At 66.8% G+C, this 14,600-nt stretch carries 14 protein-coding genes; 13 read left to right on the top strand and 1 reads right to left on the bottom strand.

Going from position 1 to position 14,600, the window contains the following annotated elements:
- Nucleotides 1-73 precede the first annotated feature (73 nt).
- The 6 genes from J5T34_RS03460 (at nt 74) to aroA (ending at nt 6,766) form a co-directional block, all read left to right on the top strand.
- Entirely contained in the window at nt 74-637 is a 564-nt protein-coding gene (locus tag J5T34_RS03460; RefSeq protein ID WP_208578609.1) for a DUF2059 domain-containing protein, read from the top strand.
- 114 nt (nt 638-751) lie between these two features.
- Nucleotides 752-1,906, top strand: coding sequence for a 3-phosphoserine/phosphohydroxythreonine transaminase (serC, locus tag J5T34_RS03455; protein WP_208578608.1), 1,155 nt, complete (start codon nt 752-754; stop codon nt 1,904-1,906).
- 81 nt (nt 1,907-1,987) lie between these two features.
- Nucleotides 1,988-3,139 (top strand): prephenate dehydratase, encoded by a 1,152-nt coding sequence (gene pheA, locus J5T34_RS03450; protein ID WP_432207624.1) that lies wholly within the window; start codon nt 1,988-1,990, stop codon nt 3,137-3,139.
- Nucleotides 3,140-3,209: 70 nt separating this feature from the next.
- On the top strand, nt 3,210-4,325 hold the full coding sequence (gene hisC, locus J5T34_RS03445; RefSeq protein ID WP_208578607.1) for a histidinol-phosphate transaminase: 1,116 nt from the start codon (nt 3,210-3,212) through the stop codon (nt 4,323-4,325).
- Between the two features lie 160 nt (nt 4,326-4,485).
- The gene (locus J5T34_RS03440) at nt 4,486-5,382 is read left to right on the top strand and encodes a prephenate dehydrogenase (protein ID WP_208578606.1); all 897 of its coding nucleotides are present in this window, start codon (nt 4,486-4,488) and stop codon (nt 5,380-5,382) included.
- Nucleotides 5,383-5,461: 79 nt separating this feature from the next.
- On the top strand, nt 5,462-6,766 hold the full coding sequence (aroA, locus tag J5T34_RS03435; RefSeq protein ID WP_208578605.1) for a 3-phosphoshikimate 1-carboxyvinyltransferase: 1,305 nt from the start codon (nt 5,462-5,464) through the stop codon (nt 6,764-6,766).
- Between the two features lie 24 nt (nt 6,767-6,790).
- Here the strand turns inward: aroA and J5T34_RS03430 are convergent, their stop codons facing one another.
- Nucleotides 6,791-7,033 carry a DUF2061 domain-containing protein gene (locus J5T34_RS03430; protein ID WP_208578604.1) on the bottom strand — a complete coding sequence of 81 codons (243 nt, stop codon included), beginning with the start codon at nt 7,031-7,033 and terminating at the stop codon, nt 6,791-6,793.
- 117 nt (nt 7,034-7,150) lie between these two features.
- Here J5T34_RS03430 and cmk point away from each other — a divergent pair, with 117 nt between their 5' ends.
- From cmk to rfaE1, 7 genes are all read left to right on the top strand, one after another.
- Complete coding sequence (gene cmk, locus J5T34_RS03425) at nt 7,151-7,825, top strand: (d)CMP kinase (protein ID WP_208578603.1); 675 nt, start codon at nt 7,151-7,153, stop codon at nt 7,823-7,825.
- A gap of 167 nt (nt 7,826-7,992) precedes the next feature.
- The gene (gene rpsA, locus J5T34_RS03420) at nt 7,993-9,687 is read left to right on the top strand and encodes a 30S ribosomal protein S1 (protein ID WP_174107434.1); all 1,695 of its coding nucleotides are present in this window, start codon (nt 7,993-7,995) and stop codon (nt 9,685-9,687) included.
- A 39-nt stretch (nt 9,688-9,726) separates the two neighbouring features.
- The gene (locus tag J5T34_RS03415) at nt 9,727-10,230 is read left to right on the top strand and encodes an integration host factor subunit beta (protein ID WP_208578602.1); all 504 of its coding nucleotides are present in this window, start codon (nt 9,727-9,729) and stop codon (nt 10,228-10,230) included.
- A gap of 342 nt (nt 10,231-10,572) precedes the next feature.
- Nucleotides 10,573-10,896 carry a LapA family protein gene (locus tag J5T34_RS03410; RefSeq protein ID WP_208578601.1) on the top strand — a complete coding sequence of 108 codons (324 nt, stop codon included), beginning with the start codon at nt 10,573-10,575 and terminating at the stop codon, nt 10,894-10,896.
- A 3-nt stretch (nt 10,897-10,899) separates the two neighbouring features.
- Nucleotides 10,900-12,153, top strand: a complete 1,254-nt coding sequence (gene lapB / locus J5T34_RS03405) for a lipopolysaccharide assembly protein LapB (protein WP_208578600.1) — start codon at nt 10,900-10,902, stop codon at nt 12,151-12,153.
- 43 nt (nt 12,154-12,196) lie between these two features.
- Nucleotides 12,197-13,570 (top strand): UDP-glucose dehydrogenase family protein, encoded by a 1,374-nt coding sequence (locus J5T34_RS03400; RefSeq protein WP_208578599.1) that lies wholly within the window; start codon nt 12,197-12,199, stop codon nt 13,568-13,570.
- Between the two features lie 52 nt (nt 13,571-13,622).
- Nucleotides 13,623-14,573 carry a D-glycero-beta-D-manno-heptose-7-phosphate kinase gene (gene rfaE1, locus J5T34_RS03395; RefSeq protein WP_208578598.1) on the top strand — a complete coding sequence of 317 codons (951 nt, stop codon included), beginning with the start codon at nt 13,623-13,625 and terminating at the stop codon, nt 14,571-14,573.
- Nucleotides 14,574-14,600: the final 27 nt, after the last annotated feature.

Below are 14,600 nucleotides of genomic sequence, written 5' to 3'. Positions count from 1 at the left end.
AACAATGGCGCGGCCGCTGGAACTAGGCCAGTCGCTACCGGACTAAACCGGACGAATTCATCAGGGAGTCATAATGCTCAACACCACTCGACGTATTGCTGTGCTGGCTGCTTTTGTTCCGGCCTTGATGGTCGCGCAGCATGCGCGCGCGCAGGACGCGGACAAGACCGCGGCGATCAAGGAACTGCTGTCCGTGATGCAGGCCGACCAGGCCGTCAAGGGACAGGCCGAGAACTGGCAGGCTGGCGCCAAGCAGGAAGCGCCGCTGGTGCTCGAACAGGTGCTGGTCGAGAACAAGACGCTGAGCGACGCGCAGAAGCAGGCCGCGGTCGAGAAGCTCAAGAAGAACGGCGCGGTGCAGCGCATGGTCGATGGCGCCGGCAAGCAGTTCGGCACCGACGCGTTCCGCAACGATGCCATCAAGGCGCACTATGACGCCTTCGGCAAGTACTACACCGCGCAGGAAATCCGCGACCTGACCACCTTCCTGAAGTCGCCGACCGGCCAGAAGTTCATGGCCAATCAGGGCAAGGCGACCCAGGAGATCTGGGGCTCGATGATGCAGAAGTACGGCCCGCAGGTCGGCAAGTCGATGCGCGATGCCGCCGAGAAGGAAGTCACCGCGGCATCGAAGTAAGCCGGGCGCCGGCGTCCGGTGCGCCGCCCCGGCGACGCCGGGACGCCAATGAAATGCGTCTTTAGGTAATAATGGCTGCTTGGGCTTCCCAAGCAGCCATTTTTCTTTCCGTTCATGAACGATCCCCAGAATCCCGCCCTTGCCGCCATGATGCAGCGCGCCATGGCCGAACGTGTCTACAACTTCTCCCCGGGTCCGGCGACCCTGCCGGCCGAGGTGCTGCAACAGGCAGCCGAAGAAATGCTGTCGTGGCACGGCACCGGTGTCTCGGTGATGGAGATGAGCCACCGCAGCAAGGAGTTCGAGGGGATCCACAACGAGGCCCTGGCCGATCTGCGCGAACTGCTGCAGGTCCCCAAGGAATTCCGCATCCTGTTCCTGCAGGGCGGCGCCATCGGCGAAAACGCGATCGTCCCGCTGAACCTGATCCAGCGCCTGAACCCCGAGCGGCCCAAGGCCGATTTCGTCGTGACGGGCACGTGGTCGGTCAAGACGGAACAGGAAACGCGCCGCTATGGCGCCACCCATATCGCCGCCAGCAGCGTGGACCAGCGCTTCGCGCGCATTCCGGATCCGGCGACCTGGCAGCTGTCCGACGATGCCGCCTACGTGCATCTGTGCACCAATGAAACGGTGGTCGGTGTCGAATTCCAGCAGATTCCGGATATCGGCCAGAACCACGGCCGCGTGGTGGTCGCCGATGCCTCGAGCCATATCCTGTCGCGGCCGATCGACTGGTCGCGCGTACAGGTGGTTTATGGCGGCGCGCAGAAGAACATCGGCCCGGCCGGCGTGACGATCGTGATCGTGCGCGAAGACCTGCTCGGCCACGCGCATCCGCTGTGCCCGTCCGCGTTCAACTGGCGCATCGTCAACGACAACAATTCGATGTACAACACGCCGCCGACCTACGCGATCTATATCGCCGGGCTGGTGTTCAAATGGCTGAAGCGGCAGGGCGGCGTGGCTGGCATCGAGCAGCGCAATATCGCCAAGGCGCGCGCGCTCTACGACTTCCTCGATCAGAGCGACTTCTATCGCAACGAGATCGATCCGAGCTGCCGCTCGCGCATGAACGTGCCGTTCTTCCTGGCCGACGAGTCGCGCAACGAGGCCTTTCTGGCCGGGGCGCGCGCCAACGGGCTGCTCCAGCTCAAGGGCCACAAGTCGGTGGGCGGCATGCGCGCGAGTCTGTATAACGCGATGCCGCTGGAGGGCGTTACCGCGCTGGTCGACTATATGCGCGAGTTCGAGCGCAGCGCCGCCTGAGAGGCGGCAATCGCGCCATCGTCGGGGACGCGGTCCTGTGTGGACGGGCGCGCCGTGCGGTGACGAATCGGGATTTCCATCATGACGAACCAAGATAAAAACGCTGCGGCCCCTGCCCAGGGCCAGCAGCCGACCATGCCGACCGAGGAGCAGGAGCGCGCGCTGTCCGTGGAACTGGCGCCGCTGCGCGAGCAGATCGATGCGGTCGATCGTGAGCTGCTGGCGATGCTGAACCGCCGCGCGCAGCTGGCGCTCGATGTCGGCGAGGTGAAGAAGAAATTCGGCGCGCCGGTGTTCCGGCCGGAGCGCGAGCTGCAGGTCATCCGCAAGGTCCAGGGCAACAACCCGGGGCCGCTGCGCGGCGACAGCGTCGCGGCGATCTGGCGCGAGGTGATGTCCGCCTGCCGCGGCCTGGAGAAGCCGCTGGAAGTGGCCTTCCTCGGCCCGGCCGGCACCTTCTCCGAGCAGGCGCTGTACGCGCACTTCGGCCATGAGGTTGCCGGTGTGCCGTGCCCGAGCATCGACGAGGTATTCCGCGCGGTCGAGGCCGGCACCGTCGAGTACGGCGTGGTGCCGGTCGAGAATTCCACCGAGGGCGCGGTGTCGCGCACGCTGGATCTGTTCCTGCAAACGTCGCTGAAGATCAGCGGCGAGATCGCGCTGAAGGTCCATCACAACCTGATGGCGTCGTCGCCCGACATGAAGGGCGTGACCGTGGTGCGCGCCCATCCGCAGGCCCTGGCCCAGTGCCAGCACTGGCTGACCGCCAACTATCCGCATCTGGAGCGCCAGGCGGTGTCGAGCAACGGCGAGGCGGCGCGGATGGCCAGCGAAGACCCGACCGTGGCGGCGATCGCCGCCGAGACCGCGGCCAATCGCTATCACCTGCACATCATCCGCTCGCATATCCAGGACGATCCGCACAATCGCACGCGTTTCGCCGTGATCGGCCGCTACGAGACCGAGCCCTCGGGCAGCGACCAGACCTCGCTGATCCTGTCGGTGCCGAACAAGGCCGGCGCGGTCTACCAGCTGCTGGCACCGCTGGCCGACAACGGCGTGTCGATGTGCCGCTTCGAATCGCGGCCGGCGCGCAGCGGGGCCTGGGAGTACTACTTCTACGTCGATATCGAGGGCCACCAGCGCGATGCCGCGGTCGAGCGCGCGCTGCAGCAGCTGCGCGCCAATGCGGCGTACTTCAAGGTGCTGGGCTCGTATCCGTCGAGCAAGTAGGCACACAGGCAGGGAAGCGCGAATATCAGGGCCCCGGGGCGGGCCGCAAGCAAGGCAATCAGGAGTCGATATGGCAGAGCAGGGCAGGCAGTTCGGTCCGGAATATGTGCGGGCGATTTCCCCTTACGTGGCCGGCAGGCCGATCTCCGAGGTCGCGCGCGAATTCGGCCTCGACGAGGCCAGCATCGTCAAGCTGGCCTCCAACGAGAATCCGCTCGGCATGCCGGAGTCGGCCAGAACGGCGATGGCGGCCGCGGTGGCCGAGCTCGGACGCTATCCCGACTCCAATGGCTTCGAACTGAAGGCCGCGCTGTCTGCGCGCTACGACGTGCCGGCCGACTGGCTGACGCTTGGCAACGGCAGCAACGACATTCTCGAACTGGCCGCGCACGCGCTGGTCAAGCCGGGCGAGTCGATCATCTATGCGCAGTATTCGTTCGCGGTCTACGCGCTGGCAACGCAGGAAATCGGTGCGCGCGCGATCGAGGTGACGGCGCGCGACTATGGCCACGATCTCGACGCGATGGCCGCGGCGATCGCGCCCGATACCCGCCTGATCTTTATCGCCAACCCGAACAACCCGACCGGCACCTTCCTGCCCGCCGCGCAGATCGAGGCCTTCCTCGCCCGCGTGCCCGCCGATGTGGTGGTGGTGCTGGACGAAGCCTACAACGAGTATCTCGATCCCGAGGACCAGTACGAGTCGGTACAGTGGGTGCGCAAGTATCCGAACCTGATGGTCTCGCGTACCTTCTCGAAGGCGTATGGCTTGGCCGGGCTGCGGGTTGGCTATGCGGTCGCGCAACCGGCGCTGACCGATCTGCTCAATCGGATCCGTCAGCCGTTCAACGTCAACAGCCTGGCCCAGGCGGCGGCGGTCGCCGCGCTCGGCGACGAGGCCTTCCTGCGCAAGAGCGCGACGCTCAATCGCGAGGGCAAGGCGCAGCTGGTAGCGGCCTTCGAGCGGCTCGGCCTGCAATATGTGCCTTCGTACGGCAACTTCGTGCTGGTCCGTGTCGGCGACGACAACGAGGCGGGCGCGCGCGTCAATCTGGCGTTGCTCAAGCAGGGCGTGATCGTGCGGCCGGTCGGCAACTACGGGCTGCCGCAGTGGCTGCGCGTGACGATCGGCCTGCCGCAGGAGAACGCGGCCTTTATCGCCGCGCTCGAGCGCGCGCTGCAGTAGGTCTTGCGCGGGGCGCAGCAGCGCCGCCGCCGTTCACCTGCCGACAGGGCGCCGCTGGCGCCCTGTTTGCCATATCGGGTCCGCAGGTGCCCGCCGCGGCGCGGCGAGCGGCTACAATGCCGGTTTTCCTCCTTTCCGCCGCCGATCTCGGCGTACTGTCGTGAGTGCCCTGCATTTTTCCCGTGTCGTGATCGTCGGCGTCGGCCTGATCGGCGGTTCCCTGGCCCGAGCCCTGAAGCGTGCCGGCGTCGTCGGCGAAGTGGTCGGTGTCGGCCGTTCGCCCGCCTCGCTGGAACGTGCACTGGCGCTCGGCGTGATCGACCGCGCCGCGTCGCTCGAGCAAGCCGCGCAGGGTGCCAGCATGATCGTGCTGTGCGCGCCGGTGGCGCAGACCTTCGCGCTGTTGCATGCGCTGGAGCCCCATCTGCAGCCCGGTACCATCGTCACCGATGCGGGCAGCACGAAGTCGGACGTGATCATGGCGGCCAAGACCGCGCTGGGCGACAAGGTCGCGCAGTTCGTGCCGGCCCATCCGATCGCGGGGCGCGAACTGAACGGCGTGGAAGCCGCGCTCGACGATCTCTACGACGGCAAGAAGGTCGTGCTGTGCCCGTTGCAGGAGAACAGCCGGGCCGATGTCGCCGCGGTGCGCGCGATGTGGGAGACCGCCGGCGGCGTCTGCGAGATCATGTCCGCGGTGCAGCACGACGCGGTGTTCGCCGCGGTCAGCCACCTGCCGCATCTGCTGTCCTATGCGCTGGTCGCGCAGGTGGCCAATGCCGAGGACGCGGCGCTCAAGCTGGCCTGCGCCGGCGGCGGCTTTCGCGACTTCACACGGATCGCCGCGTCGTCGCCGGAGATGTGGCGCGACATCTGCCTGGCCAATCGCGAGGCGCTGCTGCGCGAACTCAATACCTATCAGTCGGTGCTGGCGCATCTGAAGGCGCAGATCGAGGCCGGCAACGGCGAGGCGCTCGAACGCGTTTTCGCCCGTGCCAGCCAGGCCCGGCTGCAGTGGGGCGCCGAACGTGCCGCGGCGGCCGACGTGGAGTCGTGATTCCCGCCCAGCCGGCGCTGGTTCGCCGCCTCGCCGCCCCTCGCATGCCGTACCCGACCGTAGCCCGAGTAGCCCGACCATGGAACATCTGACGCTTGGCCCCTTCACCCGTGCCGCCGGCACGGTCCGTCTTCCCGGCTCCAAAAGCATCTCCAACCGCGTGCTGCTGCTGGCGGCGCTGAGCGAGGGCGAGACCCGGGTGCGCGATCTGCTCGATTCGGACGACACGCGCGTGATGCTCGGCGCATTGAAGACGCTGGGCGTGGCGTGGCGCAAGGACGGCGAGGATCATCTGGTGACCGGCGTCGGCGGCAAGTTTCCGGTCAAGGCGGCCGAGCTGTTCATGGGCAATGCCGGCACCGCGATCCGTCCGCTGACCGCGGCGCTCGCGCTGCAGGGCGGCGACTATCGGCTCTCCGGCGTGCCGCGCATGCACGAGCGCCCGATCGGCGATCTGGTCGACGGCCTGCGCCAGGTCGGCGCGCGCATCGACTACCTCGGCAACGAGGGCTATCCGCCGCTGCATCTGCAGCCGTCCGGGATTCGCATCGACGGTCCGATCCAGGTACGCGGCGATGTGTCGAGCCAGTTCCTGACCGCGCTGCTGATGGCGCTGCCGCTGGCCGATGCGCCGGGCGGGCGCATCGAGATCGAGGTAGTGGGCGAGCTTATTTCGAAGCCCTATATCGAGATCACGCTGAATCTGCTGGCGCGCTTCGGCATCGAGGTGCACCGCGACGGCTGGTCGCGCTTCGTGCTGCCGGCTCGGGCGCGCTATCGCTCGCCCGGCGAGATCTTCGTCGAGGGCGACGCCTCGTCGGCCTCTTACTTCCTGGCGGCGGGCGCCATCGGTGGCGGTCCGGTGCGAGTCGAAGGGGTGGGACTGGCCAGCATCCAGGGCGACGTGCAGTTCGCCGATGCGCTGAACCGGATGGGCGCCAACGTGATGGCGGGCGCCAACTGGATCGAGGTGCGCGGCGTCGACCGCGACGACGGCCGGCTGCAGGGCATCACGCTCGACTGCAACCACATTCCCGACGCGGCGATGACACTGGCCGTGGCCGCGCTGTTCGCCGACGGTCCGACCACGTTGACCAATATCGGCAGCTGGCGCGTCAAGGAGACCGATCGGATCGACGCGATGGCGGCCGAGCTGCGCAAGCTCGGTGCCGACGTCGAGGCAGGGCAGGACTATCTGCGTATCGCACCGCCGGCGCAGTGGCGCACGCCCGCCGATGGCATCGATACCTATGATGACCACCGGATGGCGATGTGCTTCTCGCTGGCGACCTTCGGGCCGCTGCCGATCCGCATCAACGATCCGCGCTGTGTGGCGAAGACGTTTCCCGATTATTTCGAGGTGTTCGGACAGGTGGTGCGCTGAGCGTGCGCCTGCGCCGCTGTCGGCTCAATGTGCCGGCGCCACCGCCATCGCGGCGTCCTGCTGGGCGTGAGCGGGCGTTCCGGCCTGTGCTGCCTTGCGCCGCTCGCGCTTTTCCCAGTACCGGTCGAAGAAGTAGTGGGCGACCGTGTTGACGGCCGGTTCGATGAAGGTGACGGCACCGCTGATGGCAAGGCTGCCCGTCAGCGCATAGGTCACGCTGAACGCGATGCCAAGGTGCATGATGCCGAACGACAGGGTTTTTGCCATGGTAGATTGCCTCGTTGGTCTGCGGGAGCCGCCGATCGACGCTCCCTACCGATGGAAGAATGATAATGGTTCTCAATTAGATCGAGAAATTGATCGTTGCTTTCGTTTTGATAAGAAATGACTATCGCTGAAGTCGTCACCATCGACGGGCCAACGGCCTCCGGCAAGGGAACCGTGGCGCACAAGGTCGCCGACGCGCTGGGCTTCCATCTGCTCGACAGCGGGGCGCTGTACCGTCTGGTGGCGCTGGCCAGCGAACGCGCCGGCATCGACGAGGCCGACGTGGCGGCTCTTGCAAACCTGGCGGGCCGCCTCGATGTCAAGTTCGGCCCGGACCGGGTCTGGCTGTCCGGCGAGGAGGTCAGTCTGGCCATCCGCGCCGAGGCGATCGGCAACCGGGCATCGGCCCTGGCGGTCCATCAACCCGTTCGTGATGCGTTGACGGCACTGCAGCGCGGCTTTCGCAAGCTGCCCGGGCTGGTGGCCGACGGCCGCGACATGGGCACCGTGATCTTCCCGGACGCGCGGCTGAAGGTGTTCCTGACCGCCAGCGTCGAGGCACGCGCGCGCAGGCGCTATAAACAATTGATTGATAAGGGAATTTCTGCTAGTATCGAAAACCTTTTGCGTGATTTGGAAGCACGCGACGCGCGGGACCGTTCCCGTGCCGCCGCGCCGCTCCGTCCCGCGGAAGATGCGCGGCTGCTCGACACCTCCGACATGACGGTGGATCAGGCAGTGGCGCAGGTGCTGGCGTGGCACGCCGAACTGGGTCCGCTGACCCAGGGGTGACCGCGCCGCAGCATGGGGCGCCGGCAGCCGGCCGCAGCGAACGCGACAACGATCGCGCTTGCGGGCGGAACGGGCCGCCGGCATGGTTCAACCTGACCCCGCTACCCTGGCAGACTGAGCGTGATCGTCGCGCCGGCCACGGTATTGCGGATTGCTAACTTACGTTTATGTCCGACCTGCAAAACAACGAATCCTTTGCCGCACTGTTCGAGGAATCCGTCGCCCGCTCCAATATGAAGGCTGGCGAAGTGATTTCCGCCGAAGTGGTGCGGATCGACCACAATTTCGTGGTCGTCAACGCCGGCCTGAAGTCTGAAGCCTTCGTGCCGGTGGAGGAGTTCCTGAACGACCAGGGCGAACTCGAAGTGCAGGCCGGCGACTACGTTTCCGTGGCCATCGACGCGCTCGAGAACGGCTATGGCGACACCATTCTGTCCCGCGACAAGGCCAAGCGCCTGGCATCGTGGCTGAACCTCGAGAAGGCGCTGGAAGACGGCGAAATCATCTCGGGTACCGTGACCGGCAAGGTCAAGGGCGGCCTGACCGTGATGGTCAACGGCATCCGCGCGTTCCTGCCGGGTTCGCTGGTCGATGTCCGTCCGATCAAGGACACCACGCCGTACGAAGGCAAGACCCTGGAATTCAAGGTCATCAAGCTGGATCGCAAGCGCAACAACGTGGTGCTGTCGCGCCGCGCGGTGGTCGAGGCGACCCTGGGCGAAGAGCGCCAGAAGCTGATGGAAACCCTGAAGGAAGGCGCCATCGTCAACGGCATCGTCAAGAACATCACCGACTACGGTGCGTTCGTCGACCTGGGCGGCATCGACGGTCTGCTGCACATCACCGACCTGGCATGGCGCCGCGTTCGCCATCCGAGCGAAGTGCTGTCGGTTGGCCAGGAAATCACCGCCAAGATCCTCAAGTTCGACCAGGAGAAGAACCGCGTCTCGCTGGGCGTCAAGCAGCTGGGCGAAGATCCGTGGGTCGGCATCTCGCGCCGCTACCCGCAAGGCACCCGCCTGTTCGGCAAGGTCACCAACCTGACCGACTACGGCGCGTTCGTCGAGATCGAAGCCGGCATCGAAGGCCTGGTGCACGTGTCGGAAATGGACTGGACCAACAAGAACGTGGCCCCGTCCAAGGTCGTCCAGCTGGGCGACGAAGTCGAAGTCATGGTGCTGGATATCGACGAAGACAAGCGTCGTATCAGCCTGGGCATGAAGCAGTGCAAGGCCAATCCGTGGGACGACTTCAGCCGCAACCACAAGAAGGGCGACAAGCTGACCGGCCAGATCAAGTCGATCACCGACTTCGGCGTGTTCATCGGTCTGCCGGGCGGCATCGACGGCCTGGTGCACCTGTCGGACCTGTCGTGGCAGGAGTCCGGCGAAGAGGCCGTGCGCAAGTACAAGAAGGGCGACGAAGTCGAGGCCGTGGTGCTGGGCATCGATGTGGACAAGGAACGCATCTCGCTGGGTATCAAGCAGCTGTCGGGCGATCCGTTCAACAACTTCATCTCGGCCAATGACAAGGGCTCGATCGTCACCGCGACGATCAAGACCGTCGATCCGAAGGGTGCCGTGGTCCAGCTGGCCGACGACGTCGAAGGCTATCTGCGCGCCTCGGAAATCTCGGCCGACCGTGTCGAGGACGCCCGCAACGTGCTGAAGGAAGGCGAGCAGGTGACCGCGGTGATCGTCAACATCGATCGCAAGTCGCGCAACATCAACGTGTCGATCAAGGCCAAGGACTCGGCTGAGCAGCAGGAAGCCATGCAGAAGTTCCAGGCCGACACCGGCACGGCTGGCACGACCAACCTGGGCGCGCTGCTGAAGGCCAAGCTGGGCCAGGACAACCAGTAATCGCGTCGATCGCGACCGTCCAACTCACGCGCGGATGCCATGACCAAGTCCGAGCTCGTCGAAAAGCTGGCTGCCCGCTTTCCGCAGTTGCTGCTGCGGGATGCGGACATCTCGGTCAAAACGATCCTCGACGCGATGTCCGATGCGCTGGCCGATGGCCATCGCATCGAGATCCGCGGGTTCGGCAGCTTCGGTCTGAATCGCAGGCCGCCGCGTGTGGGGCGCAATCCCAAGTCCGGTGAGCGGGTGCTGGTGCCCGAAAAACGGGTGCCGCACTTCAAGGCGGGCAAGGAATTGCGCGAGCGGGTCGACCGCAATCCGGCGACCGGCAACGGCAGCGGTAACGGCGAACACGGTGTCAATGGCAATGGCAACGGCGGCCACGGTGTCGATGGCACCGCGCTGAGCCTGAACGGCAACGGCAACGGCAGCGCCGCCGCCAACGGGCATGTCCCGCTCGGCGGCGAACGCGGTCCGTTGCATGGCACCGCGATGCCTGGCGTCCAGCAGGAAGGCTCCGGCCTGAATCTGGCGCAGTCCTGAGTTCCAGCCGGCTTCGGCAACGAAGCCGGCCACGGAAATCGAAAAGCGCTCCGCAAGGAGCGCTTTTTTTATGCGCGCCGTGTTCGACAACGCGGAACCGCGGTGCCGATGGACGAGTCTGAGTGACCTGTCCGTATCCCGAAGGAGCGGACCAAGCGCCCGCAGCGGGGGCCTCGATCGCGCCGTGTGCGCCAATCGATTCCGCTACAATGCCGGGGAGCCGCCGCCCGCGGCCGGCCTGCCGGTTCGACATCCCGAAGCGGCAACCGGACCTGCGCACGGACTCACCGTCGCCGCCTCGTCGCCACCTCGCCGCCACACCGCAGACACCTCGTCAATCGCATGAAACTTGTCGCCTGGATTATCCGTATCGTCCTGTTCGCGCTGCTGTTCGTGCTCGCCCTGCGCAATACCGCCGATGTGTCGCTGCAGCTGTTCTTCGATGCGGTCTGGCGCGCGCCCCTGATCCTGATCCTGCTCGCCGCCTTCGTGCTCGGCGCGCTGGCCGCGCTGATCTCGGTGGCGCCGAGCCTGATGCGCCAGCGCCTGGAGATTGCCCGCCTGCGCCGTGCGGTCGGCAATGCGCGCACGCCGGCCGGCGACGGCGCCGGCGCGTCTTCCCCCAAGGCCGTGGCGCCTTACAACGTAATCGGCCCGAAAGTCTAAGCAATGAATTTTGAAACCTGGTGGCTGCTCGCCCTTCCGCTCGTCTTCGGGCTCGGCTGGATGGCGGCCCGCCTCGACCTGCGGCAGGCGATCAGCGAGCAGGGCGCGTTGCCGCGCTCGTATTTCAAGGGCCTGAACTTCCTGCTCAACGAGCAGCCGGACAAGGCCATCGACGCCTTTATCGAAGTTGCGCGGCTCGATCCGGAAACGACAGAACTGCATTTCGCGCTGGGCGCGCTGTTCCGCCGCCGCGGCGAGACCGAGCGCGCGATCCGCGTGCATCAGAACCTGGCCACGCGTCCCGATCTGCCCGACACCGAGCGCGAGCACGCGCTGTATGAACTGGGACAGGACTATCTGCGCGCCGGCCTGCTGGACCGCGCCGAGGACGCGCTGCGTGCGCTGATGTCCGGCCCCTATGCGGCCTCGGCCAAGCGCGTGCTGCTGGAGCTGTACGAGGTCGAGAAGGAGTGGCGCAAGGCGATCGACGCCGCGCGCGAGCTGCAGAGCGCGACCCAGCAGGACTACAGCGTGCAGATCGCGCAGTTCTGCTGCGAGCTGGCGCAGGACGCGCTGCAGCGCAAGCAGCCCGACGAGGCGATCGGCTGGCTCGAGCAGGCGCTGCGTGAGAATCCGAAGAACGTGCGCGCGCCGATCCTGCTCGGCGACGTCGCGATGGCGTCGGGCGATCTCGGCGCGGCGCTGGGCCACTGGCTCGGCATCGAACGCCAGGACGCCAGCTATCTGCCGCTGGTCGCCGATCGCGTGGTCAAGGCGTATCGCGACCTGGGCGAACAGGGCAAGGCGCTCGAATGGCTGCGCGGCCTGCTCAAGACCGGCCTTGCCGCCGAACTGCTCGATACCGCCTATCGCACCGAACTCGAACTCGCCGGCCCGGCCGCCGCCGCGACGCTGATGCGCGAACAGCTGCGCCGCCAGCCGTCGCTGCAGGCGCTGACGCGCTACTTCGATGCGCGCGCCGCCCTGGCCGCGCCCGAGCCGGCGACGGCGGACGTCGGCGAAGGCAATGGCGCGCCGGCTGCCGAAGCGCCCGCCGGCGACGCGACGACGGCCAACGCCACCGCGACCGCGCAGGAGGATGCCGCGATCCGCGACCTGCTGCAGCTGCGCACCCGCAATCTCGCGCGCTACACCTGCCGCGAATGCGGCTTCCGCGCGCGCCTGTTCTATTGGCAATGTCCCGGCTGCAACCGCTGGGAATCCTACGCGCCGCGGCGCACCGAAGCGCTCGGCTGAGCCCCGTCCAGCCTGATCCGCCCCGTCTCACGGAGTCGTCCTCATGAAAGTCACCATCATCGGCAGCGGTTATGTCGGCCTGGTCACCGGTGCCTGTCTCGCCGAGCTCGGCAACGATGTGTTCTGCCTCGACGTCGATGAAGAAAAGATCGCGCTGCTCAACGACGGCGGCGTGCCGATTTACGAGCCCGGACTGAAGGACCTGATCCAGCGCAACCGCGAGGCGGGACGGCTGGTGTTTTCCACCGACGTCGCCGCCGCGGTCGACCATGCCGATGTGCAGTTCATCGCGGTCGGCACGCCGGCCGACGAGGACGGCTCGGCCGATCTGCAATATGTGCTGGCCGCCGCGCGCAACATCGGCCGGCATATGACCGGCTTCAAGATCGTGGTCGACAAGTCGACCGTGCCGGTCGGCACCGGCGACCGCGTCGCCGCGGCGATCCGCGAGGAACTGGCCACGCGCGGGCTGGAAGACCTGCAGTTCTCGGTGGTCTCCAATCCCGAATTCCTGAAGGAAGGGGCCGCGGTCGAAGACTTCATGCGTCCGGACCGCATCGTGCTGGGCTGCAACAACGACGCGGCCGGCCGCCATGCGAAGGCGATCATGCGGCAGCTGTACGCGCCGTTCAACCGCAATCACGAGCGGACCTTTTACATGGACGTGCGCTCGGCCGAATTCACCAAGTACGCGGCCAACTCGATGCTGGCGACGCGGATCTCGTTCATGAACGAGCTGGCCAACCTGGCCGACGAGGTCGGCGCCGATATCGAGCTGGTGCGGCTCGGAATCGGCTCGGATCCGCGGATCGGCTACAGTTTCCTCTATGCCGGTGCCGGCTACGGCGGCTCGTGCTTTCCGAAGGACGTGCAGGCGCTGATGCGCACCGCGGCGGCCAGCGGCAAGCCGATGCGCGTGCTGGAGGCGGTCGAGGCGGTCAACGACGCGCAGAAGCGCGTGCTCGGCGACAAGGTCGTGCGGCGCTTCGGCGAGGACCTGAGCGGGCGCACCTTCGCGATCTGGGGCCTGGCGTTCAAGCCCAATACCGACGACATGCGCGAGGCGCCGTCGCGGGTGCTGGCGCGCGATCTGGTGTCGCGCGGCGCGTCGCTGCGGGTGCACGATCCGGTCGCGATGCAGGAAGCGCGGCGCGCGCTGGCGCACGATCTGGCCGAGATCGAGGGCGGTTTCGAGCGCGTGACGTTCTGCGACGCGCAGATGGAGACGCTCGATGGCGCCGACGCGCTGGCGATCGTCACCGAATGGAAGGTGTTCCGCAGCCCGGATTTCGCGCAGATCCGGCGGCGCCTGAAGACGCCGGTCGTGTTCGACGGGCGCAATCTGTATGAGCCGGCCGCGATGCAGGAGGCCGGCATCGAATATCACGCGATCGGCCGGCCCGCGGCGGCGGCCTGACGCAACATGCCGGTGCGGCCGCCAGGCGGCGTGCCGGCCAGAAAGGAAGCTCATGAACAGGAACCCGATCTCTCGCGAACAGATCCAGCAATCGCGCATCCTGGTGGTGGGCGACATGATGCTGGACCGCTACTGGTTCGGCGATGTCGACCGGATTTCGCCGGAAGCCCCGGTCCCGGTGGTGCAGGTCAAGCGCAGCGAGGAGCGCCTGGGCGGCGCCGCCAACGTGGCGCGCAACGCGGCCGCGCTGGGCGCGTCGGTCGGCATGCTGGGCGTGGTCGGCGACGACGAGCCCGGCAGCATGCTGGAGAACCTGCTGACCGCGGAACACGTCCAGCCGTATCTGTACCGCGACCGCACCGTCAATACGACGATCAAGCTGCGCGTGGTCGCGCACCAGCAGCAGCTGCTGCGCGTCGACTTCGAGAACCCGCCGGCGCACGAGGTGCTGCTGTCGGTGCAGGACCGTTTCCAGGCGCTGATCGGCGACTACCAGGTGCTGGTGCTGTCCGACTACGGCAAGGGCGGGCTGACCCATGTCTCGCGCATGGTCGAAGGCGGCCGCGCCGCCGGCAAGATGGTGCTGGTCGACCCGAAGGGCGACGACTATTCGCGCTACCGCGGCGCCACGCTGATCACGCCGAACCGCGCCGAGATGCGCCATGTGGTCGGTGCCTGGAAGACCGAGGCCGACCTGACCATCCGCGCGCAGAACCTGCGCCGCGCGCTGCAACTGGAAGCGCTGCTGCTGACGCGCTCCGAGGAAGGCATGACGCTGTACACCGAGGCCGAAGTGCTGCACGTCTCCGCGCAGGCGCGCGAGGTCTACGATGTGTCGGGCGCCGGCGATACCGTGATCGCGACGCTGGCCACGATGCTGGGCGCCGGCATTCCGCTGAAGGAAGCGGTGCAGCACGCCAATCGCGCCGGCGGCATCGTGGTCGGCAAGCTGGGCACGGCCGTGGTCAGCTATCCCGAACTGTTCGGCGCGGCGCAAGGCTGACGCGCGCGCCCTTATCACTGGCTGGAT

Origin of the sequence: Cupriavidus gilardii (assembly GCF_017598945.1) — a bacterium.
GTDB classification, from domain to species: Bacteria; Pseudomonadota; Gammaproteobacteria; order Burkholderiales; family Burkholderiaceae; genus Cupriavidus; species Cupriavidus gilardii_E.
This window is presented reverse-complemented; position numbering and strand designations above follow the sequence as displayed.

What these genes read in the sequence shown, in the direction of transcription:
- J5T34_RS03460 (WP_208578609.1), top strand. Translation starts at nt 74, where the DNA reads ATGCTCAACACCACTCGACGTATTGCTGTGCTGGCTGCTTTTGTTCCG.
- serC (WP_208578608.1), top strand. Translation starts at nt 752, where the DNA reads ATGAACGATCCCCAGAATCCCGCCCTTGCCGCCATGATGCAGCGCGCC.
- pheA (WP_432207624.1), top strand. Translation starts at nt 1,988, where the DNA reads ATGACGAACCAAGATAAAAACGCTGCGGCCCCTGCCCAGGGCCAGCAG.
- hisC (WP_208578607.1), top strand. Translation starts at nt 3,210, where the DNA reads ATGGCAGAGCAGGGCAGGCAGTTCGGTCCGGAATATGTGCGGGCGATT.
- aroA (WP_208578605.1), top strand. Translation starts at nt 5,462, where the DNA reads ATGGAACATCTGACGCTTGGCCCCTTCACCCGTGCCGCCGGCACGGTC.
- J5T34_RS03430 (WP_208578604.1), bottom strand. Translation starts at nt 7,033, where the DNA reads ATGGCAAAAACCCTGTCGTTCGGCATCATGCACCTTGGCATCGCGTTC.
- cmk (WP_208578603.1), top strand. Translation starts at nt 7,151, where the DNA reads ATGACTATCGCTGAAGTCGTCACCATCGACGGGCCAACGGCCTCCGGC.
- rpsA (WP_174107434.1), top strand. Translation starts at nt 7,993, where the DNA reads ATGTCCGACCTGCAAAACAACGAATCCTTTGCCGCACTGTTCGAGGAA.
- J5T34_RS03415 (WP_208578602.1), top strand. Translation starts at nt 9,727, where the DNA reads ATGACCAAGTCCGAGCTCGTCGAAAAGCTGGCTGCCCGCTTTCCGCAG.
- J5T34_RS03410 (WP_208578601.1), top strand. Translation starts at nt 10,573, where the DNA reads ATGAAACTTGTCGCCTGGATTATCCGTATCGTCCTGTTCGCGCTGCTG.
- lapB (WP_208578600.1), top strand. Translation starts at nt 10,900, where the DNA reads ATGAATTTTGAAACCTGGTGGCTGCTCGCCCTTCCGCTCGTCTTCGGG.
- J5T34_RS03400 (WP_208578599.1), top strand. Translation starts at nt 12,197, where the DNA reads ATGAAAGTCACCATCATCGGCAGCGGTTATGTCGGCCTGGTCACCGGT.
- rfaE1 (WP_208578598.1), top strand. Translation starts at nt 13,623, where the DNA reads ATGAACAGGAACCCGATCTCTCGCGAACAGATCCAGCAATCGCGCATC.